22 protein-coding genes, 1 pseudogene and 1 riboswitch are annotated in these 26,986 nt (G+C 62.1%); of the genes and pseudogenes, 14 read left to right on the forward strand and 9 right to left on the reverse strand.

Features of this window, described 5'->3' with window-relative positions:
- Positions 1-104: 104 nt before the first annotated feature.
- The 8 genes from PYH37_RS23690 to PYH37_RS23725 all read left to right on the forward strand — a co-directional run bounded on the left by PYH37_RS23690 (position 105) and on the right by PYH37_RS23725 (position 9,472).
- Entirely contained in the window at positions 105-1,103 is a 999-nt protein-coding gene (locus PYH37_RS23690) for an ABC transporter ATP-binding protein (protein WP_280733887.1), read from the forward strand.
- Positions 1,100-2,050, forward strand: coding sequence for an ABC transporter permease (locus tag PYH37_RS23695; protein WP_280733888.1), 951 nt, complete (start codon positions 1,100-1,102; stop codon positions 2,048-2,050). The genes PYH37_RS23690 and PYH37_RS23695 overlap by 4 nt, the downstream gene beginning before the upstream one ends.
- Positions 2,040-2,855 carry an ABC transporter permease gene (locus tag PYH37_RS23700; protein ID WP_280733889.1) on the forward strand — a complete coding sequence of 272 codons (816 nt, stop codon included), beginning with the start codon at positions 2,040-2,042 and terminating at the stop codon, positions 2,853-2,855. The genes PYH37_RS23695 and PYH37_RS23700 overlap by 11 nt, the downstream gene beginning before the upstream one ends.
- Before the next feature lie 25 nt (positions 2,856-2,880).
- Positions 2,881-4,308, forward strand: coding sequence for a gamma-aminobutyraldehyde dehydrogenase (locus tag PYH37_RS23705; RefSeq protein WP_280733891.1), 1,428 nt, complete (start codon positions 2,881-2,883; stop codon positions 4,306-4,308).
- 425 nt (positions 4,309-4,733) lie between these two features.
- Positions 4,734-6,911 (forward strand): TonB-dependent siderophore receptor, encoded by a 2,178-nt coding sequence (locus PYH37_RS23710; RefSeq protein ID WP_280733893.1) that lies wholly within the window; start codon positions 4,734-4,736, stop codon positions 6,909-6,911.
- Positions 6,912-6,915: 4 nt separating this feature from the next.
- Positions 6,916-7,671, forward strand: coding sequence for a siderophore-iron reductase FhuF (gene fhuF / locus PYH37_RS23715; RefSeq protein ID WP_280733894.1), 756 nt, complete (start codon positions 6,916-6,918; stop codon positions 7,669-7,671).
- A gap of 1 nt (position 7,672) precedes the next feature.
- The gene (locus PYH37_RS23720) at positions 7,673-8,806 is read left to right on the forward strand and encodes an ABC transporter substrate-binding protein (RefSeq protein ID WP_280733895.1); all 1,134 of its coding nucleotides are present in this window, start codon (positions 7,673-7,675) and stop codon (positions 8,804-8,806) included.
- Positions 8,807-8,950: 144 nt separating this feature from the next.
- Entirely contained in the window at positions 8,951-9,472 is a 522-nt protein-coding gene (locus PYH37_RS23725; protein WP_280733896.1) for a hypothetical protein, read from the forward strand.
- 179 nt (positions 9,473-9,651) lie between these two features.
- On the opposite strand, the gene PYH37_RS23730 is transcribed toward PYH37_RS23725, so the two are convergent.
- From PYH37_RS23730 to PYH37_RS23740, 3 genes are all read right to left on the reverse strand, one after another.
- Positions 9,652-11,196, reverse strand: a complete 1,545-nt coding sequence (locus PYH37_RS23730) for a trimethylamine methyltransferase family protein (protein ID WP_280733898.1) — start codon at positions 11,194-11,196, stop codon at positions 9,652-9,654.
- A gap of 189 nt (positions 11,197-11,385) precedes the next feature.
- Positions 11,386-13,833, reverse strand: coding sequence for a GcvT family protein (locus PYH37_RS23735; protein WP_280733899.1), 2,448 nt, complete (start codon positions 13,831-13,833; stop codon positions 11,386-11,388).
- Positions 13,830-16,277, reverse strand: a complete 2,448-nt coding sequence (locus PYH37_RS23740; RefSeq protein ID WP_280733900.1) for a GcvT family protein — start codon at positions 16,275-16,277, stop codon at positions 13,830-13,832. Before PYH37_RS23740 ends, PYH37_RS23735 begins: the two co-directional genes overlap by 4 nt.
- Positions 16,278-16,401: 124 nt before the next feature.
- On the opposite strand from PYH37_RS23740, the gene PYH37_RS23745 reads away from it, so the two are divergent.
- Positions 16,402-17,262 (forward strand): LysR family transcriptional regulator, encoded by an 861-nt coding sequence (locus PYH37_RS23745; RefSeq protein ID WP_280733901.1) that lies wholly within the window; start codon positions 16,402-16,404, stop codon positions 17,260-17,262.
- On the opposite strand, the gene PYH37_RS23750 is transcribed toward PYH37_RS23745, so the two are convergent.
- Together PYH37_RS23750 and PYH37_RS23755 are read right to left on the reverse strand one after the other, a co-directional pair.
- Positions 17,259-18,968: an alpha/beta hydrolase gene (locus PYH37_RS23750; RefSeq protein WP_280733902.1), complete on the reverse strand. Its 1,710-nt coding sequence runs from the start codon at positions 18,966-18,968 to the stop codon at positions 17,259-17,261. The two genes, PYH37_RS23745 and PYH37_RS23750, sit on opposite strands and share 4 nt — an antisense overlap.
- Before the next feature lie 135 nt (positions 18,969-19,103).
- Complete coding sequence (locus PYH37_RS23755; protein ID WP_280733903.1) at positions 19,104-19,562, reverse strand: Lrp/AsnC family transcriptional regulator; 459 nt, start codon at positions 19,560-19,562, stop codon at positions 19,104-19,106.
- A 125-nt stretch (positions 19,563-19,687) separates the two neighbouring features.
- Between PYH37_RS23755 and PYH37_RS23760 the strand changes: the two genes are divergently transcribed.
- Positions 19,688-20,971, forward strand: a complete 1,284-nt coding sequence (locus tag PYH37_RS23760) for a cystathionine gamma-synthase family protein (protein ID WP_280733904.1) — start codon at positions 19,688-19,690, stop codon at positions 20,969-20,971.
- 45 nt (positions 20,972-21,016) lie between these two features.
- On the opposite strand, the gene PYH37_RS23765 is transcribed toward PYH37_RS23760, so the two are convergent.
- Positions 21,017-21,367 carry a glyoxalase superfamily protein gene (locus tag PYH37_RS23765; RefSeq protein ID WP_280733905.1) on the reverse strand — a complete coding sequence of 117 codons (351 nt, stop codon included), beginning with the start codon at positions 21,365-21,367 and terminating at the stop codon, positions 21,017-21,019.
- Position 21,368: 1 nt separating this feature from the next.
- On the reverse strand, positions 21,369-21,968 hold the full coding sequence (locus tag PYH37_RS23770) for a TetR/AcrR family transcriptional regulator (RefSeq protein ID WP_280736146.1): 600 nt from the start codon (positions 21,966-21,968) through the stop codon (positions 21,369-21,371).
- A gap of 86 nt (positions 21,969-22,054) precedes the next feature.
- Here PYH37_RS23770 and PYH37_RS23775 point away from each other — a divergent pair, with 86 nt between their 5' ends.
- Positions 22,055-22,846, forward strand: coding sequence for a crotonase/enoyl-CoA hydratase family protein (locus tag PYH37_RS23775; RefSeq protein ID WP_280733906.1), 792 nt, complete (start codon positions 22,055-22,057; stop codon positions 22,844-22,846).
- Between the two features lie 98 nt (positions 22,847-22,944).
- Here PYH37_RS23775 and PYH37_RS23780 read toward each other — a convergent pair.
- Positions 22,945-23,423: pseudogene (locus PYH37_RS23780) on the reverse strand (anthrone oxygenase family protein).
- Between the two features lie 208 nt (positions 23,424-23,631).
- On the opposite strand from PYH37_RS23780, the gene PYH37_RS23785 reads away from it, so the two are divergent.
- The 3 genes from PYH37_RS23785 to PYH37_RS23795 all read left to right on the forward strand — a co-directional run bounded on the left by PYH37_RS23785 (position 23,632) and on the right by PYH37_RS23795 (position 25,994).
- The gene (locus PYH37_RS23785) at positions 23,632-24,303 is read left to right on the forward strand and encodes a TetR/AcrR family transcriptional regulator (protein WP_280733907.1); all 672 of its coding nucleotides are present in this window, start codon (positions 23,632-23,634) and stop codon (positions 24,301-24,303) included.
- Positions 24,304-24,382: 79 nt separating this feature from the next.
- Positions 24,383-24,754, forward strand: a riboswitch (cobalamin riboswitch).
- A 43-nt stretch (positions 24,755-24,797) separates the two neighbouring features.
- Positions 24,798-24,974 (forward strand): CbtB domain-containing protein, encoded by a 177-nt coding sequence (locus tag PYH37_RS23790; protein ID WP_280733909.1) that lies wholly within the window; start codon positions 24,798-24,800, stop codon positions 24,972-24,974.
- 171 nt (positions 24,975-25,145) lie between these two features.
- Positions 25,146-25,994, forward strand: coding sequence for a CbtA family protein (locus tag PYH37_RS23795; protein WP_280733910.1), 849 nt, complete (start codon positions 25,146-25,148; stop codon positions 25,992-25,994).
- A gap of 124 nt (positions 25,995-26,118) precedes the next feature.
- On the opposite strand, the gene PYH37_RS23800 is transcribed toward PYH37_RS23795, so the two are convergent.
- A complete protein-coding gene (locus tag PYH37_RS23800; RefSeq protein WP_280733911.1) occupies positions 26,119-26,973 on the reverse strand; it encodes a ferric iron reductase in 855 nt (284 codons plus the stop codon).
- Positions 26,974-26,986: the final 13 nt, after the last annotated feature.

Here is a 26,986-nt window from a genome sequence, read left to right on the forward strand (position 1 = left end):
GCGTGGCTTTTTAGTGAGGCGCCGCCGCTAGTCCCCTTCTTCCCGCCTGCGGGGAGAAGGTGCATGGCAGCGCGGAGGAGGGGCAATCCATCTGGAGTATTTCTATGACCACCGCCGTCCTCTTCGACAATGTTTCCCGCCATTTCGGCGCCGTGCGCGCCGTCGACCGCGTGAACCTGCAGATCGCCGAGGGCGAATTCTTCGCGATGCTCGGTCCCTCCGGCTCCGGCAAGACGACCTGCCTCAGGCTGATGGCCGGTTTCGAGCAACCCACCCACGGCCATATCGAAATCTTCGGCGAGACGGCGGAAGGCGTGCCGCCCTATCGCCGCAGCGTCAACACCGTATTCCAGGACTACGCCCTCTTCCCGCACCTCTCCATTCTCGAAAACGTCGCCTACGGCCTGATGGTCAAGGGTATCGGCCGCGAGGAAAGGCGGAGGGCGGCCGAGGACGCGCTCGCCATGGTCAAGCTGCCGGGCTACGGCACGCGCCGGCCGGGCCAGCTTTCCGGCGGCCAGCGCCAGCGCGTCGCGCTCGCCCGCGCGCTCGTAAACAAACCAAAGGTCTTGCTCCTCGACGAACCCTTGGGCGCGCTCGATCTCAAGCTGCGCGAACAGATGCAGGAAGAATTGAAGAGCCTGCAGAAATCACTCGGCATCACTTTCGTCTTCGTCACCCACGACCAGGGCGAGGCACTCTCGATGGCCGACCGGATTGCCGTCTTCAATGAGGGACGCATCCAGCAGCTCGGCAGTCCGGAAGAGGTCTACAATCAGCCGAAGACCCGCTTCGTTGCCGATTTCGTCGGCTCGTCCAACGTGCTCTCGGCGAAACTCTGCCAAAAGCTCGGCCTCAAGGCGCCCTTCGCCAGTCTGCGGCCGGAGGCGATCGCTATCGCCGCGCCGCATGATGGCGCCATCGCCCTCTCCGGCACCGTCGCTGCGCAAAGCTTCCTTGGCGCGACCAACCGCATCGTTGTCGATGTCGAGGGTGCGCGCATCGCCGTCGCAAGTCCCGCCGCGCACGCGGTCCCCGCCGTCGGCAGTCCGGTGACGATTAGCTTCGCACCGCGCGACCTTCACCCGATGGAGGACGCATGACGATCGTCGCCGAAAGCTTCGTCCTTCCGGAACGCCGCGGCACGGCCGGTCGCCTGTCGGACTTTTTCTGGCGGCATCCACATGTGCTCCTGGCGGTGCTGCTCGGGCCGCCGCTGCTCTGGCTCGGGATCGTCTATCTGGGATCACTCTTCGCACTCCTCCTGCAGAGCTTCTTTTCGATCGACGATTTTTCCGGCCTCATCAACTACGAATTCACGCTCGCCACGTATCGGCAGCTCCTCAGCGAAACCAATCTCGACATCATCATCCGTACGGTGGCGATGGCGGCCATCGTGACGCTCGCTTCGGCGCTTATCGCCTTTCCCATCGCCTACTACGCCGCCCGCTACGCTCGTGGGAAATGGAAGGCGCTGTTCTATCTCGGCGTCATGCTGCCGCTCTGGTCGAGCTATCTCGTCAAGGTCTACGCCTGGAAGCTGATCCTCGCCAAGGAAGGCATTCTCACCTGGTTCCTCGAGAAGCTGAACCTTCTATGGCTACTCGAGGCCTGGCTGGCGCTCCCCGTCGTCGGCGGCAATTCGCTGTCGATCAGCTATACCGGCACCTTCATCGTCTTCGTCTATGTCTGGATGCCGTTCATGATCCTGCCGATCCAGGCGGCGCTGGAGCGCGTGCCGACCAACCTGATCGAGGCCTCCTCGGATCTCGGCGGCACGCCGGCCCAGACCTTCCGCTATGTCGTTTTCCCGCTGGCGCTGCCCGGCATCGTCGCAGGCTCGATCTTCACCTTCTCGCTGACGCTCGGCGACTACATCATTCCGCAGATCATCGGCTCGTCGCGGCTCTTCATCGGGCAGGCCGTCTATGCCCAGCAGGGTACCGCCGGCAATATTCCGCTTGCCGCCGCCTTCACGGTCGTGCCGATCGTCATCATGGGCGCCTATCTCTGGATGGCCAAACGAATGGGAGCCTTCGATGCGCTCTGAGAAATCATATCGCGCTCCCTTCGGCCTGAAGATCGCCGCCGCCTCCGGCCTCGCTTTCATGCATCTGCCGATCCTCCTGATATTCCTCTATGCCTTCACGACGGAGGAAAAGAGCTACCAGTTCCCGCCGCCCGGCCTGACCACACAATGGTTCGCGGCCGCTTGGAACCGGCCGGACGTCTGGGCGGCGCTCACCTTCTCGGTCAGGGTCGCCTCGATCGCCACGGCCGTCTCGCTCGTGCTCGGCACGCTCTGCGCCGCCGCGGTCAGCCAGACCCGCTTCTTCGGCCGCGAAACGATCTCGCTGCTCGTCATCCTGCCGATCGCGCTGCCCGGCATCATCACCGGCATCGCGCTTCGCTCTGCCTTCTCGATGGCGGACATCCCGTTCTCCTTCTGGACGATCGTCCTTGGCCACGCGACCTTCTGCATCGTCGTCGTCTACAACAATGCGGTCGCACGCTTCCGGCGGATTTCCGGCTCGCTGATCGAAGCCTCGATGGATCTCGGCGCCGATGGCTTCCAGACCTTCCGCTATGTGATCCTGCCGAACATCGGCACGGCGCTCCTTGCCGGCGGCATGCTCGCCTTCGCGCTCTCCTTCGACGAGGTGATCGTCACGACCTTCACCGCCGGCCAACAATCGACACTGCCGATCTGGATGCTGGAAGAACTGATCCGACCGCGCCAGCGCCCCGTCACAAATGTCGTCGCGATGATCGTCGTGCTCGTCACCTTTTTGCCGATCCTCGGCGCCTACTACCTCACCCGCGACGGCAACCAGATCGCCGGCGCCGGCAAATGATATGGAACATGAAGGGAGAACAGATATGGACACCCAACTCTTGATCGGATCCCGCTTCGAGGCCGGGACCGAGGCCGAGGAGCACATCCTGAACCCAAGGACGGGCGCCAAGATCATCGATCTCGCCGAAGCCTCCCACGCACAGATCGACGCCGCCGTGGACGCCGCGGAGCAGGCGTTCGTCACCTGGTCACAGACGACGCCCGCCGAACGCTCCGGCCATCTGCTTAAGATCGCCGATGCGATCGAGAAAAACGCCGACGCCTTCGCGGCGCTCGAAGCGCTGAATTGCGGGAAGCCTATCAACGCGGTGAAGAACGACGAACTGCCGGCGATCATCGATTGCTGGCGCTTCTTCGCCGGCGCGGTGCGCAACCTTCATGCGCCGACGGCCGGCGAGTACCTGCCGGGCCACACCTCGATGATCCGCCGCGACGCGATCGGCATCGTCGGGTCGATCGCCCCGTGGAACTATCCGCTGATGATGATGGCCTGGAAACTGGCGCCGGCGATCGCCGGCGGCAACACGGTCGTCTTCAAGCCGTCGGAACAGACGCCGCTGACGGCGCTTAAACTCGCGCGGCTGCTCGCCGATATTCTGCCGGAAGGCGTCGTCAACGTCATCACCGGCCGCGGCGAGACGGTCGGCAACGCGCTGATAAACCACCCCAAGGTCTCAATGGTCTCGATCACCGGCGACATCGCCACGGGCAAGAAGGTGCTCACCGCCGCCGCCAAGACGGTAAAGCGCACCCATCTCGAACTCGGCGGCAAGGCACCGGTCATCGTTCATGACGACGCCGATCTCGAGGCGGTCGTCAACGGCATCCGCACCTTCGGCTACTACAATGCCGGCCAGGATTGCACCGCCGCCTGCCGGATCTATGCCGAGGCCGGCATCTATGACAAACTGGTCGCCGATCTCACCGCCGCCGTTTCGACGATTCGCTACAATCTCGCCGAGGACACCGAGAACGAGATCGGTCCACTGATCTCCAGCCGCCAGCGCGATCGCGTCGCAAGCTTTGTCGAGAGGGCTGCCGATCAGAAGCATATAGAGATCACTACCGGCGGCGCGCTCGGCAGCACAGACGGCTTCTTCTTCCAGCCGACGGTCGTTGCCGGTGCCACGCAGGAAGACGAGATCGTCCGCCGCGAGGTCTTCGGCCCCGTGGTCTCGGTGACGCGCTTTACCGACAAGGACGATGCCGTCGCCTGGGCGAACGACAGCGACTATGGCCTCGCCTCCTCGGTCTGGACGAAGGACATCTCCAAGGCGATGAAGGCGGCGTCACGCCTGCAATACGGCTGCACCTGGATCAACACCCATTTCATGCTGACCAACGAAATGCCGCATGGCGGCGTCAAGCAGTCGGGCTACGGCAAGGACATGTCGGTCTACGCGCTGGAGGACTACACCGCCGTTCGCCACATCATGATCAACCACGGCTGACGGGCACCGATCGTCGCTCTTCCCGCCCTTCTCCCCGCACGCGGGGCGAAGGGGACGCGCGGCAACCCTTCAGTCCCCACTCCCGCAAGCTCGGCATAGGGGTGAGTTCTCCCCCTTCTCCGCGTAGCCGCACGCGGTGAAAGGAAATGGCGAGCTGGCGGCGAGTCATCTTCTCCCCATCAGAACGGGAGAAGGTGCCGGCAGGGCGGATGAGGAGCATATCGCCTGCTTCGCCCTTCGACGGACGAAACCTGCCGAAGGCTTGATTTTTCCAGCCGCCGCCGATGGCCCGACGCCCTGTTGCCCATTTCCCACAAATTTTAAAACATGAGTCTTGGACTCATAAAAACCTTGCACGCACAATAATCATGAGTGAATAGCTCATCTTATTCGCTTTTCGCTTATCGATCAGAAAGTTGCGTCGCATGCCTACCAACACCACCCGTCTCCTGCCGCTGATCCGCGCGGTCCTCGCCGCCACGTCCGCCCTCGCCCTCGTCGCCACCGCGCAGGCGCAAGAGGCCGAACAGGAGACCTCCAGCGATGGAGATTCGACTACTCTCGAAACCTTGGTTGTGAACGGCGGCAGCGGCGGCGTCATCACGGCGGAAGGCTATGTCGGCATCAGCAGCGCGACCGGAGCCAAGACAGACACGCCCTTCCTGGAAACGCCGCAATCGATCTCCTCCGTCACCGAGCAGCAGTTGAAGGATCGCAATCCGCAGACGCTGCTTGAAACGCTCGCCTATACGCCGGGGACGCGCGTCGGAGCCTACGGCTTCGATCCTCGCTTCGACGCCTTCTTTGTGCGCGGCTTCGATGTAACCTATACCGGCGTCTTCCGCGACAACCTCCGGCAGCCGGCTGCCGTGGACTCGATCTTCAAGAATGAGCCCTACGGACTCGAAGGAGTTTCGATCCTGCGCGGCCCCTCCTCGGCCCTCTACGGCGCAACCGGTGCCGGCGGTCTTTACAATCTCGTCACCAAGCGGCCGACGGAAGACACGTTACGAGAGGTGCAGGTTCAATATGGCAGTCACGACCGTTATCAGGGCCAATTCGACTTCTCAGGCCCGGTGAATGAGGCCGATCCCGTCTATTACCGCCTAACCGGCTTGCTGCGCGATGCTGACACGGAGCAGGTCGGCGTCCCCGACGACCGCGCCTACATCGCGCCGGCCTTCACCTGGAAACCGGACGAAGGCACCAAACTAACCATTCTCGGAGAGTATTCGCGCACCAAGACCGGAGGCACGGCGACCTACTACAACGACCCAGCCACGGGTAGGGCGACCGACATCTTTGCCGGCAATCCTGCCTTCAACGACTCAGTACAGAAGCAGGCGCGTATCGGCTATGAATTCGAGCACCGGCTCAATGATACGTTTGTTTTCCGCCAGAATGCACGAGTGTCCACTCTGAACATCGACGCAGACTGGGACTTCGCCTATGGGCCGAATGCTGACGATCCAACGTTGCTTGACAGCGTGGCCGGCACATACGACGAACGGTTGGCGGCGTTCGTCATTGATAGCCAGTTGGAAGCCAAGTTCGACACGGGCGCGCTCGAGCATACGCTGCTTGCCGGCATCGACTACACTAAGCTGCGTTTCCGCGCGCTCGACGGACGTGGCGTGTCGCCGCCGCTCGACACAAAAAATCCGACACAAGGTCGCCCGGTAGATCCAATCGATTTCAATACCCGCACAGTACAGGATCAGTGGCAACTCGGTACCTACCTGCAAGACCAGATCCGCTACGACGCCTGGACCTTGACCGTAGGCGGTCGCTACGACTGGGTCTCGACCGACACGGATACGACAGATCTCGCCACCGACTCGCTCACGACGATTTCGCAAAAGGACAAAGAGTTCTCTGGCCGCGTAGGGCTCACATATCAGACTGACTTTGGCCTCGCCCCCTATATCAGCTACTCAACCGCATTTTTGCCCAACGCCGGCTTCAACAAAGAAACGAACCAACCTTTCAAGCCGACCGAAAGCGAACAGGAAGAAATCGGCGTCAAATACCTCTTGCCCAACAGCAATACGCTGATCACCGCCGCTCTCTTCAACATCGATCAGAAGAATGGCCTCTATCTCGAGGCCGTCGGGAGCAGCAACATTCAGGTTCAGCGCGGCAAACTGCGTTCGCGTGGTTTCGAGGTCGAAGCGAATACCAGCCTCGACAACGGCCTCTCGCTAACAGCGTCTTATGCCTATACCGACGTGAAGATCATCCAAGGGCCTGTCGGCACGGTTGGAAACTATGTCTCTTCCGCGCCACACCACATCGCATCGGTATGGGCCTACTACACACTGCCGGAAGATGGTCCAGGTGCCGGACTCAGCATAGGCGGCGGCGCGCGCTTTGTCGGCTCCAGTTACGGCAATGACCAGAACACCTTCAGAAACAGTTCGCGTATCCTGTTCGATGCATCTGTTGGCTATGACTTTGCAGCGATCGACAAAAAGTATGAGGGTCTGCAACTGCAGGTAAATGCCACCAATCTCTTTGATCGCCGCGAAGCGGTATGCACTGCCGGGTACTGCCATCGCGACCAGGGCCGTACCGTCATCGGCTCGCTGCGTTACAACTGGTAACGTCATGGCGACGGGCGGTCATGAAAACATGACGCATGCCGGCGGGCCGAGGGTTCTCTCGGCCGCTTTCGCCGGCCCGCATGCCTGGTGCAATGAGAAGATGATGCTGTCGGAAGCACTCGCCGACGGCATCGCTCTGCCGGAGTTTTTCGGCTCCGGCGCGTTCGATCGGGCGCTCACCACTTACGCCGAGGCTTCCGGCGGCACCGACCGGCGCGCCGTCGCCTCCATGTGGTCGCTCTATTATTTCTCCTGTCTCACAATCCCCTATGTCGTCGCGCGCGTGCTCGATCGTCAGGCGCTACCGGTCGCCTTCGACAAGATGACCGTGGCGCTTTCCGCCGACGGGCTCCCGCGCGCCTTCGGAGTCTCGACGGCTGGCGACTGGCGGGACGACGGCGAGGAAGAAATCTTCTCCGTCCTCACACCCCTGATGGAAGAGCACCTCGCCAAGGTGGTCGGTCATCTCAAGGCGTTCGGCGGCATCTCGCCGAAGCTCGCCTGGAACAATGCCGCGGTCTATATCGATTACGCCCTTCGCACCGCCGGAACCGAACCCTTGAGCAAGCACGCCGACACCATGATCGGCCTCAAGTCGATGCCGAATGGCGCGCCCAATCCCTTCTTCGACTGTCTGCGTCACGAGGAAGAGGATGGGACGCGCGTCTGCCGGCGCAAGATCTGCTGTCTCAGATATCTCCTCCCGGGAATCCCGAGCTGTGGCAGCCTCTGCGCCCTCCCCAGCCAAAGGAAACAGTAGTTTGTCTCGCCTACTTCTTTGCCGCCGCGCCTTCGTTCGCGCCGTCGCATTTCTCCTGATCGCCTTCTCCCCGCTTTCCGCGCTGGCCGAGGTGCAGTGGCCGATGACCGTCACCGATGCGGTGGGCCGAGAGGTGACGATACCTGCCGCGCCCAAAGCCGTCCTGCTCGGCAGCGGTTTCAATCTCTTGGCGCTCTCACTCATTCATCCGGATCCGGTTGCTCTCCTCGCCGGCTGGTCCGGCGACATGAAGAACGACAATCCCGAGATCTACCAAAGCTTCCTGCGCAAATTCCCGAAGCTTGCCGACGTTCCGCTGATCGACGACGGCAGCGGACCGGGCCTTTCCTTTGAGACGATCCTGACGCTGAGAGCCGATCTCGCAATCCTCGCCAACTGGCAGGCGGATACGGAACAGGGCCAGCGCGCGATCGACTATCTCTCGGGGATCGGCGTGCCGGTGATCGTGGTAGATTTCAACGGCGACCCGCTCAAGAACACGCCCGGCAACATGCGGCTGCTCGGCAAGATCTTCGAACAGGAGGAAAAGGCCGAAGAATTCGCGCGCTTCTACGAGGAGCGCCTCGCCCGAATCCGCGACCGCGTCGCGAAGCATCCGGAATCCGGACCGACCGTTCTCATGGAGGCTTTCCCGGGCGCAGACAGTTGCTGCTGGGCCTATGGCACCGGCGGTCTCGGCGAATTCATCGGCATCACCGGCAGCCGCAATATCGCCGCTGGCAAGCTTCCCCGCCCGGGCGGCATGGTCAATGCGGAAGCAGTGATGGCCGAGAACCCGGATGTCTATATCGCCACGTCCTCGCCGGGCGGAAAATACAGCGGCTTCTCGATCGGTCCCGGCGTTAACGCCGATGAGGCAGAGCAGACGTTGGCCAACGCCCTCGAAACACCCGTGAGAGCGAGCATAGCGGCGGTCCGCAACGGGCGTGTTCACGGCCTTTGGAATTTCTTCAACGCCATTCCGCTGAACATCGTCGCGGCGGAAGCCTTTGCCTCGTGGCTGCGTCCGGACCTCTTTCCCGACATCGATCCGGCCGCGACGCTTGCGGAGATCAACCGACGCTTCGCCGCCGTTCCCTTCGAAGGCAGCTATTGGATCAGCTTGAAGAAATAAGCAGGGTCAGCCTGGCGAAGAAGCTATGGACGGCGGCTCTAGCCCGTTGATTTCAGGGCACCTTGTCCGCTCAGCCGATGGCCAGAGCTGCGGTGATTGCCAGCCGTGCGCCACCCTATATAAGGTTCTCGGAGGAGGATCTTCATGCTGTGGCTGATTGCGTTGCCCCTGGGCGTGGCGCTCGTGTATCTCGCGGCCCGCTACGGCCGTTTTCGCAGTTGGCTGGAGCCGGTCCTGTCGATTGCAGTTGCACTGGGGCTTAGTGCTGCCTTCCTGATCTGGCTGAGCGAAAGCACCCCGGATGAGGTTCCGGCACCCGAGCCGACGCGTCCGGCCACCGGACTGACCGCTGCCGACATCATGCTCGAAAATCTGACATTCGAGCGTAATCAGTCCCAGCGCAGCTACCGTGTTCAGGGGACAGTCAGCAATACCTCCGGCTTCACGCTGGAATACTTCCGCCTGACCGTCACGCTCGAAGACTGCCCCAAGGCCCCATGTGAGCAGATCGGCGACGACACGGCGCTCATCCTCCTGCGTGTGCCGGGCGGTGAAGCCCGTCCGTTCGAGACTTTCCTAACTTTCCCCTTCAGAAACGGAGAAGCTCCGACCGCACCGAAGTGGACCTATCGGGTGAGCGAGGTCAGGGGCGCGGCGGCCCGGTGATTTGGATGGCGCCAGGCGAGCAGTTTCGCGCATTTTTGTCCCTCATCCGCCTGCCAGCACCTTCTCACCCTTTCGAGAGGGGAGAAGGGACTTGCGGCAGCCTCTCAGTTCCCTCTCCCCGCTGGCGGAGAGAGGGTCAACATGGGGGCGAATCGTCATCGGACGCGTGGCGAGACGCATCAGCAATAGATACTGAACTTCTCCCGAATCGCCCGGTCGATCTCCGGCGCAATCACCGAAGGTGCGGCCTCCGCGAGAATGCGGTTCTTTCTCTCAATCGCGCGCGCGATGAGGTCCGGACGGCCGATTTCCACCCATTCCTTCGGGCTCGTCCGGTCGGCCACCGCCGGATAGATATATTCCGTCTGCATCAGACCGAGCGTCTGCGGATGACCGAGATAGTGGCCGGGGCCATCGAGGCAGACGGAGCGCATGGTTTCGAGCGAAACCGAGTCCTCCGTCACATCGATGCCGCGGATGCAGCGCTGAACTTGTCCGAGCAGGTCGTCGCCGAGCACCAGCGATTCCAGGCAGAAGCCGAGCAGCGAGGCATGCATGCCGACGGCCTCATAGACCATGTTGAGCCCGGAAAGTCCCGCCATGACATTGGAGATCGCCTGCTCCCAGCCGGCCTGCATGTCCGGCAGCTTGGCATCCGCAATGCCGGCGGCGGCGCCGCCCGGCAGGCGATAGAATTGATGCATCTGCGCACAGCCCGCCGTCAGCAGCGCCTGCTCGCCGGAGCCACCGGACATCGCCCCTGTCCTCAGATCTGAAACAAAAGGCCAGGTGCCAAAGATCGCCGGATGTCCCGGCGCCATGGCGTTGACATAGACGACGCCCGCCAAGCATTCGGCGACGGCCTGCACGATCGCAGCGGCAAGCGGCGCCGGCGCGGTTGCGCCTGCCTGCCCCGCCGAAAGCAGCAGGATCGGCATGCCGCCGCGGATGCACTTCTCCATGGTGATGCAGCTTTCCTCGGCGAATTTCATTGGCGGAACGACGAAGCAGTTCGAATTCGAAACGAATGGCCGAGGCCGCCACTTGTCGTCACCGCCTGCGATCATGTGCAGAAGATCAAAGCAGCCCTCGACATGCGACGGATCGGAGAAGCTGGTGCCGACATGTTTGGTCGTACCGGCGCAGCAGGCATAGAGTGTGTTGATGTCCATCAGGAAATTATCAGGGATATCCCGGCAGACCATCGCCCTCTGGAAGAAATGGACGTTGTCGAGGTAATGAACGAGCTGCGCCGCATTCAAGAGATCCTTGGCCGTCGATTCGCGATATTCGCGTTTCTCGACATCGACCACGTGGACCGCCGCGCCGGCCGTGCCGTAATAGACGCGGGTTCCGCTGAGTTCGAGGTCCTGTTTCGGGTCGCGAGCATAAAGGGTAATGTCGCGCGCGGCGACAGCCAGCATGTCCTCGACCAGCGCACGGGGGAAGCGAATGCGCCCGTCGTCGCCGAGGATCGCGCCGGCTCCGGTCATGATCTCGATGCCGGACTTCGGCGCATTGGCGAGGCCGATCTGCTCAAGCGCATCGAGCGCCGCCTCATGGATCCGTTTGACGCTCGCTTCCGTCAACGGTTTGTACTGACCACCCGGCAGCCCTGGGCGCACCGGCCGGATGTTTTCAGCAAGCGGCGCGGAGCGGAGCGCCACACGCGCCGCCCGTCCCCCGGACCGTCTCGAACCAGCAACTGCGCATTCGTCAGTCATCGTCATATCTCTCCCAATCGTGCTCTAGAGCGCCGTGCGTTCAAGTGAACGCACAAGGGACGCTCTAGCACTCTAGATTCTAGAGCATCTTGTCCGCTTTCAGCGGTTCCGCTTGAAAGCGGGATGCTCTAGACGTTTGTTTTATCGCGTGATTTATCCGAAAACTGGTTCCCACTTTTCAGATCACGCTTACGCCCGCACGCGCTCAGCTTTCGGGTCATACATCGGCTTCAGCGAAGCCTCAGCCTTGACCCGGGTTCCGGCGATTTCGATCTCGTAGCTCGACGCAAGCACATCCGCGTCGCGTTCGCCTTCGGAGGGCACGTAGCCCAGGCCTATCGCAGCGCCGAGGTGATGGCCGTAATTGCCCGAGGTGATCGTGCCGACGATTTCCCCGTCGCGGACGATCGCCTCGTTGTGGAACAGCAGCGGCTCCGAATCCGCGAGCCGGAACTGCACCAACCGGCGCGAAAGACCCCGCTCATGTCTAGCAAGCACCGCCTCGCGGCCGATGAAATCTCCCTTGTCGGGCTTCACCGCAAATCCGAGCCCGGCTTCGAGCACATGATCCTCGTCGGTGATGTCATGGCCAAAGTGACGGAAGGCCTTCTCGATACGGCAGCTATCGAGCGTGTGAAGACCGCAGAGCTTGAGCCCGACATCCTGTCCTGCCGCCTCCAGCGTCTCGAACACATGCGCCGCCTGATCGGTCGAGACATAAAGCTCCCAGCCGAGTTCGCCCACATAGGTGACGCGGTGCGCACGCGCGAGGCCCATGCCGATCTCGATCTCGCGTGCCGTACCGAAGGGATGGGCAAGGTTGGAGAAATCGTTCGGGCTCACCTTTCGCATCAGCTCCCGCGACTTCGGCCCCATGACGCAGAGCACGCTTTCGGCGGCGGTGACATCCGTGATCACCACGAACTCGTCGCGAAGATGTTTTCGCAGCCAAGCAAGATCCCGCTGCAAGGTCGCGCCCGGCACGACAAGAAAGAAGGCGGTCTCCGAGAGCCGCGTAACGGTTAGATCGCTCTCGATGCCGCCGCGCGCATTCAGCATCTGCGTATAGACGATCCGCCCCGGCGCAACGTTCATATCGTTGGCGCATAGGCGCTGCAGAAAAGCTAGCGCATCGCGCCCCTCGACCCGGATCTTGCCAAAGGAGGTCATGTCGAAGAGACCGACACCGCCGCGAACCGCCAGATGCTCTTCCCGCTGGTTCTCGAACCAGTTTTGCCGCTTCCAGGAATAGCGGTATTCGCGTTCCTGGCCGTCGCTCGCGAACCAGTTGGCGCGCTCCCATCCCGCCACTTCGCCAAAAACGGCGCCGCGGGCCTTCAGATGCTCATGCAGCGGCGAGCGGCGGACGCCGCGCGCCGTCGCCATCTGGCGATAGGGGAAATGATCCGCATAGAGCAGGCCGAGTGTTTCGGATACGCGCTCCTGGAGATAGGCGCGGTTCTTCTGGAAAGGTTGCGCCCTGCGGATATCGACCTCCCAGAGATCGAAGGGTGGCTCGCCGTCGTTCATCCATTGCGCCAGCGCCATGCCGGCGCCGCCGGAAGATACGATGCCGATCGAGTTGTATCCAGCTGCAACCCAATAGCCTTTGAGCTCTGGCGCCTCGCCGAGATAGTAGCGATCGTCCGGCGTGAAGCTTTCCGGCCCGTTGAAGAAGGTATGGATGCCCGCCGTCTCCAGCATCGGCATGCGGTTGACGGCCATCTCGAGGATCGGCGCAAAGTGGTCGAAATCTTCCGGCAATTGGTCGAAGCAGAAATCCTCGCGGATGCCCTCCATCCCCCAGGGCTTTGCCTTCAGTTCGAAGGCGCCGATCAGCATCTTGCCGGCATCTTCCTTGTAGTAGGTGCATTCGTCCGGCACGCGCAGCACCGGCAGGCGGCTCAAGCCCGGGATTGCCTCGGTCACGATATAGAAATGCTCGCAGGCATGAAGCGGCACCGTCACGCCGGATTGGCGAGCGAATTCCCTGCCCCACATGCCGGCGCAGTTGACGACGTTTTCCGTCTCGATGGTGAAGCTCTCGCCGTTCTGCTCGCAGGTAACGCCGGTGACGCGGCCGTCCTTTTTCAGAACTGACGTGACCTTGACGCCCTCGATGATCGTCGCGCCGTTCTGCCGCGCGCCTTTGGCAAGCGCCATGGCGATATTGGCCGGGTCGCACTGGCCATCAAGCGGCAGATGTACCGCCGCCTTGACGTCCGAGACGTTGAGGTGCGGATACATCGCCTTCACCTCTTCCGGCGTGATCTCGCGCACATCGACGTTGAAGGCGCGCGCGAGCGAGGCCTGCCGGTAGATTTCCTCCTTGCGCTCTTCCGTCAAGGCAACTGTGATCGAGCCATTCTGGCGCATGCCTGTGGCAATACCGGTCTCCGCCTCGAGCTTGACGTAGAGGTCGGCCGAGTATTTTGCGAGCCGCGTCATGTTCTGCGAGGCGCGAAGCTGACCGATGAGGCCCGCGGCATGCCAGGTCGTACCGCAGGTCAGTTGCTTGCGCTCGAGCAGCACCACATCGGTCCAGCCGAGCTTCGACAGATGATAGGCGACCGAGCAGCCGGAAACGCCGCCCCCGATGATGACGGCACGCGCTTTTGCAGGAACGGGTTTCATCATGCCTTCAGTCTTTCATTCGAGGGATCCCAGAGCGGCTGGTCCGGCTGCACCGTGGCCTTGACGCGGTCGCCGAAAACTTCGACTTCGATCTCCTGCCCAGGCACGGCGAGATCGGCGCGCAGCATGCCGAGCGCGATCGACTTGCCGACGCGATAGCCCCAGTTGCCGGAGGTCGTTTCGCCGACGACCTGACCGCCCGACCAGAGCGTCGACATATAAGGCGCGTCGCAATCGCCAGCCTCGACTGTCAGCGTCACGAAGCGTTTCGCGATGCCTTGCTGCTTCTCGCGCTCCAGCGCCGCCTTGCCCTTGAAGGCCGGCTTCGACCAATCGACGAAGCGCTCGAGCCCGCCTTGCAGGATCGTGTAGTCCGTCGACAGATCGCCCTTCCAGGCGCGATAGCCCTTCTCGATGCGCAGGCTATCGAGCGCTTCCATGCCGAAGGGTTTCAGCCCGCGCTTCTGCCCGGCCTCCCACACGGCATCGAAGATTGCCGCGGTATCATCGACCTTCGTATGGATTTCCCAGCCGAGCTCGCCGGCGAAGGAGACCCGAACCAACTGGCAATAGCGCCCGGCGATCTTCGCCGTCTGGTGCGTGAGCCACCCCTTCGAAAGATCGGCGTCCGCGACTTCTGCAAGAATCGCGCGTGATTTCGGCCCCGTCAGGATTTGGCAGCAGCAATTCGCCGTCACGTCTTCAAGCGTGAAGGCCGCATCCGCCGGGCGGTGCTTTTGCAGCCATTCGAAATCGTGCCATTGCGCTGCCGCCGCGGTGATCAGGAAGAAGAAATCTTCCTCGATCGCCATCACAGACATTTCCGTGACGATGCGGCCCTTGTTATCGGCGAAATAGGCCAAACCGATGCGTCCAGGCTTCGGCACGCGACCGGTGATGAGGCCGGAGAGCCATTCCCGCGCGCCCTCGCCATTCACCCGGAAGCGCGAGAATCCCGGCAGGTCCAAAATGCCGGCGGCGTCGCGCACGGCGAGGCATTCCTCTGCGATGCGTTTCGCCCAAGGCCCTTCGCGACCCCAGGTCTGCGTCGCCTCTTCCGACGTATCGTCGCCGGGCTTGGCGTACCACATGGCGCGCTCCCAGCCGTTATAGGGCTTGAATTGCGCGCCGAGCGCGGCGATGCGGTCGTGGATCGGCGACAGCTTCCTATTGCGCCCGGCAGGCCAATAGTGCTTCGGGAAATGCATTGCATATTCATGGCCGTAGACTTCCATGCCCTTAGCGATGCAATAATCCTGGTCGGTATAGTCGGTGTAGCGGCGCGGATCGCATGACCACATGTCCCATTCCGTCTGGCCTTCGGTGACCCATTCGGCGAGCACCTTGCCGGCGCCGCCCGCCTGGCAGATGCCGAAGGTGAAGACGCAGGCCTCGAAGGCATTCGGCACGCCCGGCATCGGCCCGATCAGCGGATTGCCGTCCGGCGCATAGGGGATCGGCCCGTTGATGACGCGCGAAAGGCCTGCCGTTCCGAGGATTGGTACACGCTCGACCGCGTCGTTCAGATACCATTCCAACCTTTCGAGATCGTCGGGGAAGAGCTGGAAGGAGAAATCCGCCGGCATCGGATCGTCCGGTGTGGTCCAATGCGCCCGGCAGTTCTTCTCGTAGGGTCCGAGATTCATGCCGTATTTCTCCTGCCGGAGATAATAGGAAGAATCGACATCGCGTAAGAGCGGCAGCTTGTGGCCCGCCTCCTTCGACCAGGCGGCAAGCTCCGGGATCTCGTCGAAGAGAATGTATTGATGGCTCATCACCATCATCGGGACGTCGCGGCCGAACATCTTGCCGACTTCGCGGGCATAATAGCCGGCGGCATTGACGACGTACTCGCAGCGGATTTCGCCCTGCGGCGTGGTGATGACCCACTCGTCGTTCTCGCGGCGTGCGCCCGTTACAGGACAGAAGCGGATGATCTTCGCGCCCATGTCGCGCGCGCCCTTGGCTAGCGCCTGGGTGAGCTGCGCCGGGTCGATGTCGCCGTCATAGGGATCGTAGAGCGCGCCGCTCAGATCATGCGTTTCGAGGAAAGGATAGCGGCCGCGCATCTCGTTCGGCGTGAGTATATCGAGGTCCATGCCCTGGTAGCGGCCCATGCCGACGACACGCTTGAACTCCTGCAGCCGTTCCTTGGAATGGCCGAGGCGGACGGACCCCGTCACGTGATAGTTCATCGGATAATCGACGAGCGTCCCCAACTCGCGGTAGAGCGACGCCGAATAGCGCTGCATGTTCATGATCGACCAGGATGAGGAGAAGGTCGGCACATTACCCGCCGCATGCCATGTCGAGCCGGCCGTCAACTCGTTCTTTTCCAGAAGCACACAATCGGTCCAGCCGGCCTTGGCCAGATGAAAGAGCGAGGAAGCGCCAACCGCTCCCCCGCCGATGATCACGACCCGCGCGTGAGACGGCAAAATCGACATGCGTAGTTCCCTCGTTTTGTCGCGATATTTGACGAGGAGCCAAGAACCATCAAGCACAGAAAGGAGGCTTTTTTGATCGAAGAATTCGATTAGATTCCTCTGGCGGAACTGAGGAGCGTCGCAAATGCAAGTTGACCTGATCGAGACCTTTCTGGACCTGATGGAGACGCGAAGCTTCAACCGCACCGCCGAACGGCTGAACATCACCCAATCGACCGTTTCTCATCGTGTGAAGGCGCTGGAGGCGCAATTCAACCGCAAGCTCTTCACCCGCAACAAGGGCGGCACCGTTCCGACCGCCTCAGGCCTTCGCTTTCTGGATTACGCCAAAGCCCTGCAAAATCAGTGGCATGAAGCGACTCGCGCTGTCGCCAGCGCTGGTGCCTTGGAGCGTTCGATGCGGCTCGGCATCCAGCATGACCTAGCAGAGACCCTTGCCGGCCGCTGGGTAGCGGCCATTCGGCGCGAGCTGCCGACAACGGAGATCTATATGGAAGCCGATTATTCGAACCAGATGAACCGCGATCTCGCCGCCGGAGAACTCGATCTTGCGATCCTCTACACGCCGCATTACCTGCCCGATCTTCATTATGAACGGATCGGCGAACTGCATTACCTTATGGTCAGCACCGATGCGCATGAGATCGGCGAGGTGAAGCCTGAGACCTATATCCGCTCAAGTTATTCGCCCGCCTTCGACCGCGCGCACCGGCTGGCCCTGCCGCATCTTTCGGCTGCTTCGCTCGCCGCCGGGCAGAACATGGCGATCACCGGCCTGCTGCAGGCGCTGGGGGGCGCTGCCTATGTGACAAGCGCTGCTGCGCTGCGGCTCTCCGAACTCGGCGTCGCAAGTCGCGTCACCGACGCGCCAGTGATCCCGCAGGCCGTCTACGCGGCGACGAGCCTTCGCACACGCCACGCCCACCAGCACCGCAAGATCATCGCCTCCATGGATGGCTTGCTCCTGCCATCAGAGAGCCTCTAAAACCTGTCCTTGAAATGCGCCTTCAGCCGCGTCACGTCCTCCGGCGTCACGCCCTGCGGATCGGTGACCGCCATCCAGGCATCGATATAATGCTCTGGCGCATAGACGTGGCCGTAGCCGATCGGCGAGGTCGTCGCGAGTGCCATATCTGCCAGAAGCTGCAGCATCGTCACCACCGGGAACCAGCGGAAAGCCGGCGAAACGTCCGGACCGCGCGGCGCCTTCATCCATTCCGGCTCCCTGTAGACGGAATAGGGATCGAAGAAAGTGACCGGATCGCTCGCATATTGCAGATAGACGATCCGCATTGCACCCCAGTGTGCGCCCGGAATATCGAGGGCGTTCTGCTGACTGGTGAAGCGAATGATGGAGCTATCCTGATAGCGCGGCAGCCAGGCGGGAGAGCCGGCATTGCGGTCGGCGGTGACCGAGAGCCACGTCTGGCTCGGAAAGGGCGGTCCGCTCCAGAGAGCCCCCTGAAAAGGATCGCTGATAATGTTAAAGAGATTGACGGAAGCTTGCGAGTTCATCGCCCCGAGACTCAAACCGTGCAGATAAAGCTTCGGCCGCCGTTCCTTCGGCAACGTTGTCCAATAGCCATAGACCTCATCGAAGAGCGCGTCGGCGGCGTCGGCTCCATAACCGGGCTCGACCAGCAGGGAAAGCCAGCTCGTGAGGTAGGAATATTGCACGGCGACGCTCGCCACATCGCCATGGAGCAGATATTCGAGCGGGTCGAGTGCCGCCGGGTCGACCCAGCCGGTGCCGGTCGGGACGACGATGATCAGCGATTTGCGATCGAAACCGCCGGCGCGCTTTAGTTCCTCTAGTGCCAGTTTGGCACGCTCCGCAGCCGTCTCGGCGGAATTCAGGCCGACATAGACGCGGACCGGGTCGGGGACGCGCACCGGATCGGGAGCCTCACCGCCGAAGAAAGCGCCGATCTCCGCGCCGGTCGGGCCCGAGGCGATGAACTGTCGGCCTTGCCGCCCGAGATCATCCCAGCGCAGCAGCGAAGCGTCGCTGCCTGTTTTCACGGGATCTTTGGGGGGCGCAACATCGGGATCGATAAGAGCATCGAGCGTCTGGAAAGAACTGTCGGCGGCGTGGAGCGCGAACTTGAAGATCACACCGTTTGCCACCGACCAGAAGAGCGCGATGGCCGCGAGCCCGCCAAGGGCTCGTGCGATGGGGCGTGTCAGGAAATACTCCAGCCATCGGGAAAGAACGCGGAACGTCGCCCGGAAAAGGCGGGCCAAAAGCACGAGCACGATGAAGATAGCGGCGGCAAGAACGCCGAGTTTCACGGGCTCCGCGCTTTCGATCGGCTCCAGGCCCATGACGTCCCGGACGGTGTTTTGCCAGCCCGCCGTCTGCCACAGGAAGACCGCGGCGGCGGCAATGCAGACGATTCCCGCGGCGATCTTCAGCGTGCGTGCCCGCCGTGCGGTCGGCTCTGGAAGTTCGAAAAAGGACCAGAGCCAGCGCAGGGATACGCCGATCGCATAACCGGCGGCGAGCGAAAAGCCGGAGATCACCGCCTGAATGAGATACGGCCGCGGAATGAGGCTCGGCGTCAGCGATACGGCGAAGAAGAGCACGCCGACGAGCAGCCCCGCCGCGGAGAACGAGCCCCAATGTCTTGCACGGTACCCTGTCGACAGCGACTGCGAACTCGGCGCGCTGGACCGGCGGCTGTAATCCATCGACGAACTCCACTGCTTTTTCGCGCCCCAACGCAGGCGGCAATGTCGCCCCGCACTCGTCTTCAGTCAATTGGAGCAACCGGGGGCGTGCGGCGGCACAGCAGGTCCGTGCCAGTTAGCCGCGGTCAGGCGAGACTAGATCCTCCGCTCCTTGATCGTGTTCATCACGAAGCTCGTTTCGATCGAGGCGACGCATTTGAGCCGCGCAATCTTTTCCTTGATGAAGCGCTCGTACTGCTCGAGTCCGGCGCTCATGACCTTCAACACATAGTCGCGCGAACCGGTGACGAGATGGCATTCGAGCACCTCGTCCCAGCCGCGGATCGCCTCTTCGAACATGACGATCTCGTCCTCGTGCTGGCGGCTCAGCCGCACGGTGGCGATCGCCGTCATCGTCCAGCCTTCGACCGCCGGGTCGACGAGCGCGGTGTAGCCGCGGATGACTCCGGCTTCTTCGAGCCGCCGCAAGCGCCTGAGACAGGGCGACGGCGACAGGCCGACACGTTCGGCAAGCTCGTTGTTGGTGATCCTGGCGTCGGCGAGCAGTTCCTTCAGAATCCGGCGGTCCGTTTCATCGGCAATTTTCTGCGTCATATCTTCTCGTTTCCGGCAAATATTTGCGTCCATCAAAGCGAAGTGATTGCAAATAGCAAGGATCGGTCCAAGCGTCTGATATAATTTAGCCGTCAGTCGAGTCCTTCGTCTTGAGGAGAGAAGCCATGACCGCGCCGCACCCGTCCAAGACCCATATCGGTAACCACAAGCTGCATCCCGAAACCCTGATGCTGAACTATGGTTACGATCCGGAGCTTTCGGAAGGGGCCGTCAAGCCGCCGGTGTTTCTGACTTCGACCTTCGTCTTCCGCTCGGCCGAGGAGGGCCGCGATTTCTTCGATTTCGTCGCCGGCCGGCGCGAGCCGCCGGCAGGCGTCGGTGCCGGCCTTGTCTATTCGCGTTTCAATCACCCGAACAGCGAGATCGTCGAGGATCGCCTCGCGGTCTTCGAAGGGACGGAGAGCGGTGCGCTCTTTTCCTCCGGCATGGCGGCGATCGCGACGACGCTGCTTGCCTTCGTGCGTCCGGGTGATGCCATCCTGCATTCGCAGCCGCTTTACGGCGGCACCGAAACGCTGCTTGCAAAGACCTTCCTCAATCTCGGCGTTTCTGCCATCGGCTTTTCCGATGGGGTCGACGAGGCGGCCGTCAGCGCAGCCGCAGAGGAAGCGATGAAGAAGGGACGGATCGCCATTATCCTCATCGAGACGCCGGCGAACCCCACAAACAGCCTCGTCGATGTTGCGATGATCCGTCGTATCGCCGACGCCATCGGAGAAAGACAGGCCTATAGGCCGATCATCGTCTGTGACAACACACTGCTTGGTCCAGTCTTCCAGCGTCCGATCGAATATGGCGCCGACATCTCGCTCTATTCGCTAACCAAATATGTCGGCGGGCACTCCGACCTTATTGCCGGCGCGGTGCTCGGCTCGAAGGCGATCATCAAACAGGTGAAGGCGCTTCGCGGCGCGATCGGCACGCAGCTCGATCCGCATTCCTGCTGGATGATCGGCCGGTCGTTGGAAACGCTAGCGGTGCGCATGCACAAGGCGAACGAAAACGCCCGCGTGGTCGCTGAATTCCTGCGCGACCACCCCAAGGTCGAGCTTATTCATTACCTGCCCTTCCATGACGAGGCCTCGCCGGTCGGCCGCACCTTTGCGGCACAGTGCACCGGCGCCGGCTCGACCTTCTCCTTCGACATCGTCGGCGGCCAGGAAGCAGCCTTCCGCTTTCTCAACGCACTGCAGATTTTTAAACTTGCCGTCAGCCTCGGCGGCACCGAGTCCCTTGCGAGCCACCCCGCCGCGATGACCCATTCCGGCGTGCCGATCGAGGTGCGTCACCGGATTGGCGTGCTCGAATCCACCATCCGCCTGTCGATCGGCATCGAGCATCCGGACGATCTCGTCGCGGATCTCGCAAACGCGCTCACCGTCGCCTGATGTGCGATTGGGCCGCCTTCGATTTGCGGCCCGATCGGTCGCGTTTCAGTGCGATAGGATGTTGATCGTGTTGCCGAACGGATCGCGCAGATAGAAGCGCCGCACGCCCCAAGGCTCGTCGGTGATGTCGTAGGTTACTTCGACACCGGCGGCCTTCGCGCGCCGATAAATCTCATCCACGTCGTCCACCTCGATCGAGACCGCCGGCACCGGCGTTCCCGACCCGCCCTCGCTGGCGACGCTCACCTGCGGCACGGCTGAGCCGCCTTCTGCCGCGAAGGTGACGAGCCAGCCGTGATCCATCACGATATCAAGGCCCAACAGATCCATGTAAAAGGCACGCGCACTTTGCGGATCGGAAGCCTGAAGATTGGGCACGATGCGTCGAACAGCCATTTTACCCTCCCGACTTTGATACGGCGCGGCGCGCGGACAGCGCCAACTCGACCAGCGACGCTGCGGCCACGCCCGCCGTCTCCATATAGCTCGGATCGCGGTGGAGCAAAACGACAGCGAAGCTGCCATCAAGCAAAAGCCGTATCTGCCGCGCAAGCGCGGCTGCGTCGTCGACCAGCTCCGCCTCGAACACCTGCCGCAGCCAGTCCTCAAACTTCTTCTTGTGGGCGGCGCCGATCCGGATCGCCGGGTGCCCGGGCATGTTCGCAAGTTCGGCGGAGGTGCGCAGAAAACCGCAGCCTTTCCATTTCGGGTGGCGGGCAGCACGGGCGAGATTGCGGAATATCCCCTCGATCTTCGCCGCCACGTCGCCGTCGGTCTCGGTGAACCATTTCTGGAAGAGTTTGAGGTTCGGCTGGTCGCGCGCCTCAAGGTAGGCTGCAATTAGGTCGTCCTTGCTTTCGAAATGGTAATAGAGCGTGCGTTTCGTCACGCCGGCCGCTTCCGCCACGGCGTCGACGCTGACGGCGCGGATGCCTTCCGCATAGAAGAGCTTGGCGGCGGCGGAAACGATGCGATCACGCGTAGGCAATACGGTCATCATTGTCTTGTATACCGACTAGTGAATATACAATCCATTATCGCGCGCCTAGCCTTCCCCCGTCAACACACGATGGGGAGACAGACATGTCCGATACAGTGCTATTTGAAATTTCAGCCGGCATCGCGCTCGTGACGCTCAACCGGCCGGAGAAGCTGAACGCGCTCAATTACGAGCTGATAGATCGGCTTCTGTCTCACCTCGATCAGATCGAGGCGGACGACGCGGTTCAGGCGGTGATCCTCACCGGTGCGGGCGAGCGCGCCTTTTCCGCCGGCGGCGACATTCACGAATTTTCAGACAGCGTCGCATCGGGCGTGAATGCCGCCGTTCGCGATTTCGTTCGGCGCGGGCAAAGGCTGACAGCCCGACTTGAGGCCTTTCCAAAGCCGGTGATCGCCGCCGTCAATGGTCTTGCCTATGGCGGCGGCTGCGAGATCACCGAAGCCGTCCATCTCGCAATCGCCAGCGAACGGGCGCGCTTTTCCAAGCCCGAGATCAAGCTCGCCATGCCGCCGACCTTCGGCGGTACGCAGCGTCTACCGCGCCTTGCCGGACGCAAGCGCGCGCTCGAACTGCTTTTGACTGGTGACGATTTCTCACCGCAGCGCGCGCTCGAGATGGGACTCATCAACAGGATCGTGCCGCATCACGACCTGATGAATGCCGCATGGACGCTCGCCGCCCGCATCATCCACCACTCGCCTCTTGCGACCGGCGCCATCATCACCGCCGTCACAAGGGGCCTCAACATGACGATCGGCGAAGGCCTGCTGAACGAAAGCGAGCAGTTTGCACGCCTCGTGCCAAGCCACGACCTGACCGAGGGCTTGTCCGCCTGGAAGGAACGGCGCGAACCTCGCTACGCCGGGCGCTGAAATCTTGCACTACGCCGCCTTCGTCGCTCCGATCGTGCCGGCGCAATGACCGGCGCGATCGCCAATCTCACTGCGGCTCGCTGTGGAATGAAGTGTCGTCAACTGCGCGCGAGGCCGAGAACGAAAAGCGCCAGCGCGCCGATGGAGGCGATCGTGCGGACGTGGTTCCACCAGACCCAGTCGGTCAAGTAGCGCTGCTGCCAGAGATCGGTCGCCGCCTGTCCCGGTGCGGCGGCGGCAAGGGCGTTGTTCAGCGGTACGTTGAAGATAATGGTCACCGCCAGCGTACCGATGAGATAGACGAGACCGCCGGCGGCCAGCAGGTAGCTCCCCTGCCCGCCCCAACGACGGCGGTGAGGACAAGAACCAGTCCAAGGAGCGCCGTTCCCATGAAGGCGGTGAGAAACAGCGGATTCTGGATCACCACATTGATGGCGTTCATCGCGGCGATGCCCTGCTCGGGCGGCAACCGCGACAGCGCCTGCATGATGCAGACGGAGAAGACAAAGAAGAGTCCGGCCATCAGGCCGGAGCCGATGACGGCAGCGAAAGACAAGGCGGGGATAAGAGCAACCATCACGCGACACTCCGGATACCGTTTGCAGCCGTCTTCAGGGCTTCGCCGGCAAGATCTTGCAGCTTGCTCTCACCGCCCGGTAGCAACGTGAACTTCCCAGACATCTCATCCTCCTCATCTCCACCGCAAAAATATGAGTGTTGCTCACATTACAAAATGTGATAAATCCTCATGTCTCAGCAGTCAAGTCAAAATGTGAGTGAGGCTCATGATTTCAGAAGCAACGCCGGCCACTGCTGCCAATGACGAAGCGCCAGCCCTCCGCCGCACGCCGAGCCAAAGGCGTAGCCGCGAACGGGTTGAACACATCCTCTCCTGCGCCACGGCGCTGATCGAGCAAAAAGGAAGCGATGCCATGCGCATGAGTGAGGTGGCCGAGATGGCCGGAATTTCCATCGGCTCGCTCTACCAGTACTTTCCCGACAAGGCGGCGATCATCCGCACGCTCGCCGAGCGCTACAACACGGCCTCCCGGGATTGTATCGCAACGGAACTCGCCAAGGTCACGAGCATCGCCGAACTGCGCGATGCCTTTGCCGCCCTTTTTGACATTTATTACGAGATGTTCCGGGCCGAGCCGGTGATGCGCGACATCTGGTCGGCGATGCAAGCTGACAAGATCCTGCGCGAGATCGAGCTCGCCGAGAGCCGGGCGAATGGGCGATTGCTCGCCGACGTCTGGGAACGGGTGGCACCCGGCACGCCGCGGGAGAAAATCGAAGATGCCGCTTTCCTCATCATGCATCTTGGCGAATGTACCATGCGGCTCGCCGTCTCGGTCGATCGTGCCGAAGGTGACCGCATCGTCGAAGCCTACAAGCGCATGGTTCTGCACAATTTTGCCTCGGGCGACATGCCCGACGATAAAAGCGTGGCATGAATTCGGGCGAGCAATGTCGGTAGAACCGGCTAGGCGCTTTTCCATAGCGGCTCGATTGACATGGATGAAAAGCAAACCTAATCATCGAAGATCGATTGGTTCCCGGGATGCGAACGCGTTTCGGGAGTAAACGGGAACGTGACGGATGGACCCAAGCTGGGCATCTCAATCACGGCCGACCCCGCGACTGTAGAGCGGCGTGAATTGCCGTTCCGGAGCGATCCGGAAGAAGCCACTGGGAGGAGAACCGCGAGACGTGGTTCGAACCTGGGAAGGCGAGGCAAGTTCCCTGGTGACTAGAGCGCCGCGCGTTCAAATGAACGCGCAAAGGACGCTCTAGCGCTCTGAATCTAGAGCATCTTTTCTGCCTTCAGTGGTTTCACTTGAAAGCAGGACACTCTAGGCACCTTACGCCGCGAGCCAGGAAACCTGCCAAGCGATGCGGGCATAAGCCCAAACCCGGGAAACATCCCATTGCCATCACGGAGGTTGTCATGGCTACGTCTACAGTTTCGAGCATTCCGCTGTCCCTCAGCGATCGTCTGACCGCAGGCCTCATCGCTCTGATGATCGGTGCCTTCCTCGTCTTCGGCGCCGGCTTGGCGAATTCGGCCGTCCTGCACGATACCGCGCACGACACCCGACATTCCTACGGCTTCCCCTGCCACTAAATGATGGCTTGGAACGCTCACGCGTTCCGCATCGAAGTGGACGACCGCCCGGCGGACGGAGTACGCGTGCGTGCCATCTGGCACGTCCGCGGCCGCAGCGCATATTCCACGTCCATGGAATGCTCCGGCCGCCCCGCGGCGCGCCGTGCGCCGAACTGAGGGATATAGACAATGATCGTCAAAACACTTCTGGCCGCCATCGTGGCCGGGCTGATCGCCGGCGTCTTCATGACCGCCGCGCAGGAACTGCGCGTTACGCCATTGATCCTGCATGCGGAGCAATATGAGGGTGAGGCTCCGGCGGCGACTGACCAGCCGGTGGGCGAGCAGCCTGCCGCCGCCGCCCACGATCAGCATTCTTTCCTGAACCTGGAGCGGGACGCGGTCGGAAAACAGCCTAACGCTTCTCCTCATGCTACTCCGAACGGCACCTCGCCGCTCGGCACGATCTTCTCGGCACTCTCGCCTATTTCGCCGGCCTATGCCCATGAGCATGGGGGCGAACACGAGGAAGGCGGCATCATGTTCGGCATGAGCCGCTTCTCCGGCACGCTGCTTGCCAATCTGGTGACCGGTGCGGGCTTTTCGCTGCTTCTTGCCGGCATCAGCCTCGTCATCGGCTACCCGATAACGCTCGCGAACGGTGCGCTCTGGGGCGCCTTCGGCTGGCTTGCCGTCCACATGCTGCCGGCGGTCGGCCTGCCGCCGGAATTGCCCGGCTTCCCCGCCGCCGAACTTGGCGACCGCCAGCTCTGGTGGGCGGCGACCGTGCTGCTTTCAGCGGCAGGGCTCTATCTGCTGGCACTGCGCCCCGGAATCCTCGCCAAGGTCGTAGGGCTCGTCCTGATCGCAGCGCCGCAGGCCTATGGTGCGCCGCAGCCGCTCGACATTTCCAGCAACGTTCCGGCCGTCCTCGGCGCCGAATTTGCCGTCGCCGCACTGGCGACCACGCTCGCCTTCTGGATCGTGCTCGGTGTTGTCTCCGGTTTTATCAACGATTGGTTCCTTAAGACGCGTTAAGCGCCCTCTCCCGCTCGCGGGCGAGGGGTCAGGAACTCGCCGCTTGTCCTTCTCCCGCAGGCGGGAGAAGGTCTCGGCAGCGGATGAAGGGCAATCCACGGGTGGAGAACGCTTCGTTCACCCGCTATTCCCGTGCCGTTTCACGCAAATGCGCCCGCAGCCGCTCGCGTCGTATTTCCGGCCTGAGCAACACGCAGCTATCGCAATAGCTGCCGGCATCAGTGCGATAGTACAGGCAGCAGCCGCCCCGCATTCTGTAGGTCTGGGAAAGCGCCCTCTCACCGTCATTGCAAGGCACGGCGGCATCGATCTCTTCATAATGGAGTTCCCGCGTAAACAACGGCGAGCCTTGGTGCTTGACGATCGCGAGGGCGTGAGCAATAGCCTCCGCCTCTTTCCCCTGACGTCGCCCAATCTCCAGAAAAGCACCCGCCAGACTGTCTGCCGCAAGCCGCCACTGCGCGCGGACTGATAGGCCGCAGCGCCGGCTCAACAGCGTAATCACCGGTTTCAACTGCGCAACGAAAACATCCCGGAAACGGCTGCCGGCCTCCTCCGGCCGGGCACCGGCCGCAATCTGCGGCAGTTCGACAAGAAAATGAAATCGGCTCGCCTCGAGCGTCCGCTCGCCCACGGGGCGCAAATAGCTTTCAAAGCGCAGCCCCGCCAATTCAGGCACCAGACCCGTGGCGAGAAAGACCGTTACAGTCACCAGGCTGAGCTGGTGACTGTAAAAAGCGATCAGATGCGCCGCCCGCACTTTGTCGTCCATGCCGGAGGCGAAACGGTTCTGATAGGCGAGGCAAGCCTCCACGCTGGCGGACGCATCCCTCCAGAACGCCGTTGCTGGAATGAATTTGGCAGCGGAAGCATCCGATGAACAGGCGACCTCCGGAAATGCAGCGGCAAGCCATTCGATGGCCGCCGCGGCGTCCTCGCCGCTTGCCGCGCTGCTCGCCCTCCCTTGCCGTTGCTGCACGTGTCGGACCCCT

Source organism: Sinorhizobium numidicum (genome assembly GCF_029892045.1).
Classification (GTDB): Bacteria; Pseudomonadota; Alphaproteobacteria; order Rhizobiales; family Rhizobiaceae; genus Sinorhizobium; species Sinorhizobium numidicum.

Excerpts from the sequence above, each read along its gene's own strand:
- fhuF (WP_280733894.1), top strand. The coding sequence starts at position 6,916 with ATGGCGACGGGCGGTCATGAAAACATGACGCATGCCGGCGGGCCGAGG.
- PYH37_RS23740 (WP_280733900.1), bottom strand. The coding sequence starts at position 16,277 with ATGTCGATTTTGCCGTCTCACGCGCGGGTCGTGATCATCGGCGGGGGA.
- PYH37_RS23750 (WP_280733902.1), bottom strand. The coding sequence starts at position 18,968 with ATGGATTACAGCCGCCGGTCCAGCGCGCCGAGTTCGCAGTCGCTGTCG.
- PYH37_RS23765 (WP_280733905.1), bottom strand. The coding sequence starts at position 21,367 with ATGGCTGTTCGACGCATCGTGCCCAATCTTCAGGCTTCCGATCCGCAA.
- PYH37_RS23770 (WP_280736146.1), bottom strand. The coding sequence starts at position 21,968 with ATGACCGTATTGCCTACGCGTGATCGCATCGTTTCCGCCGCCGCCAAG.
- PYH37_RS23795 (WP_280733910.1), top strand. The coding sequence starts at position 25,146 with ATGATCGTCAAAACACTTCTGGCCGCCATCGTGGCCGGGCTGATCGCC.
- PYH37_RS23735 (WP_280733899.1), bottom strand. The coding sequence starts at position 13,833 with ATGATGAAACCCGTTCCTGCAAAAGCGCGTGCCGTCATCATCGGGGGC.
- PYH37_RS23755 (WP_280733903.1), bottom strand. The coding sequence starts at position 19,562 with ATGACGCAGAAAATTGCCGATGAAACGGACCGCCGGATTCTGAAGGAA.
- PYH37_RS23725 (WP_280733896.1), top strand. The coding sequence starts at position 8,951 with ATGCTGTGGCTGATTGCGTTGCCCCTGGGCGTGGCGCTCGTGTATCTC.
- PYH37_RS23790 (WP_280733909.1), top strand. The coding sequence starts at position 24,798 with ATGGCTACGTCTACAGTTTCGAGCATTCCGCTGTCCCTCAGCGATCGT.
- PYH37_RS23690 (WP_280733887.1), top strand. The coding sequence starts at position 105 with ATGACCACCGCCGTCCTCTTCGACAATGTTTCCCGCCATTTCGGCGCC.
- PYH37_RS23730 (WP_280733898.1), bottom strand. The coding sequence starts at position 11,196 with ATGACTGACGAATGCGCAGTTGCTGGTTCGAGACGGTCCGGGGGACGG.
- PYH37_RS23785 (WP_280733907.1), top strand. The coding sequence starts at position 23,632 with ATGATTTCAGAAGCAACGCCGGCCACTGCTGCCAATGACGAAGCGCCA.
- PYH37_RS23695 (WP_280733888.1), top strand. The coding sequence starts at position 1,100 with ATGACGATCGTCGCCGAAAGCTTCGTCCTTCCGGAACGCCGCGGCACG.
- PYH37_RS23700 (WP_280733889.1), top strand. The coding sequence starts at position 2,040 with ATGCGCTCTGAGAAATCATATCGCGCTCCCTTCGGCCTGAAGATCGCC.
- PYH37_RS23710 (WP_280733893.1), top strand. The coding sequence starts at position 4,734 with ATGCCTACCAACACCACCCGTCTCCTGCCGCTGATCCGCGCGGTCCTC.
- PYH37_RS23705 (WP_280733891.1), top strand. The coding sequence starts at position 2,881 with ATGGACACCCAACTCTTGATCGGATCCCGCTTCGAGGCCGGGACCGAG.
- PYH37_RS23760 (WP_280733904.1), top strand. The coding sequence starts at position 19,688 with ATGACCGCGCCGCACCCGTCCAAGACCCATATCGGTAACCACAAGCTG.
- PYH37_RS23745 (WP_280733901.1), top strand. The coding sequence starts at position 16,402 with ATGCAAGTTGACCTGATCGAGACCTTTCTGGACCTGATGGAGACGCGA.
- PYH37_RS23775 (WP_280733906.1), top strand. The coding sequence starts at position 22,055 with ATGTCCGATACAGTGCTATTTGAAATTTCAGCCGGCATCGCGCTCGTG.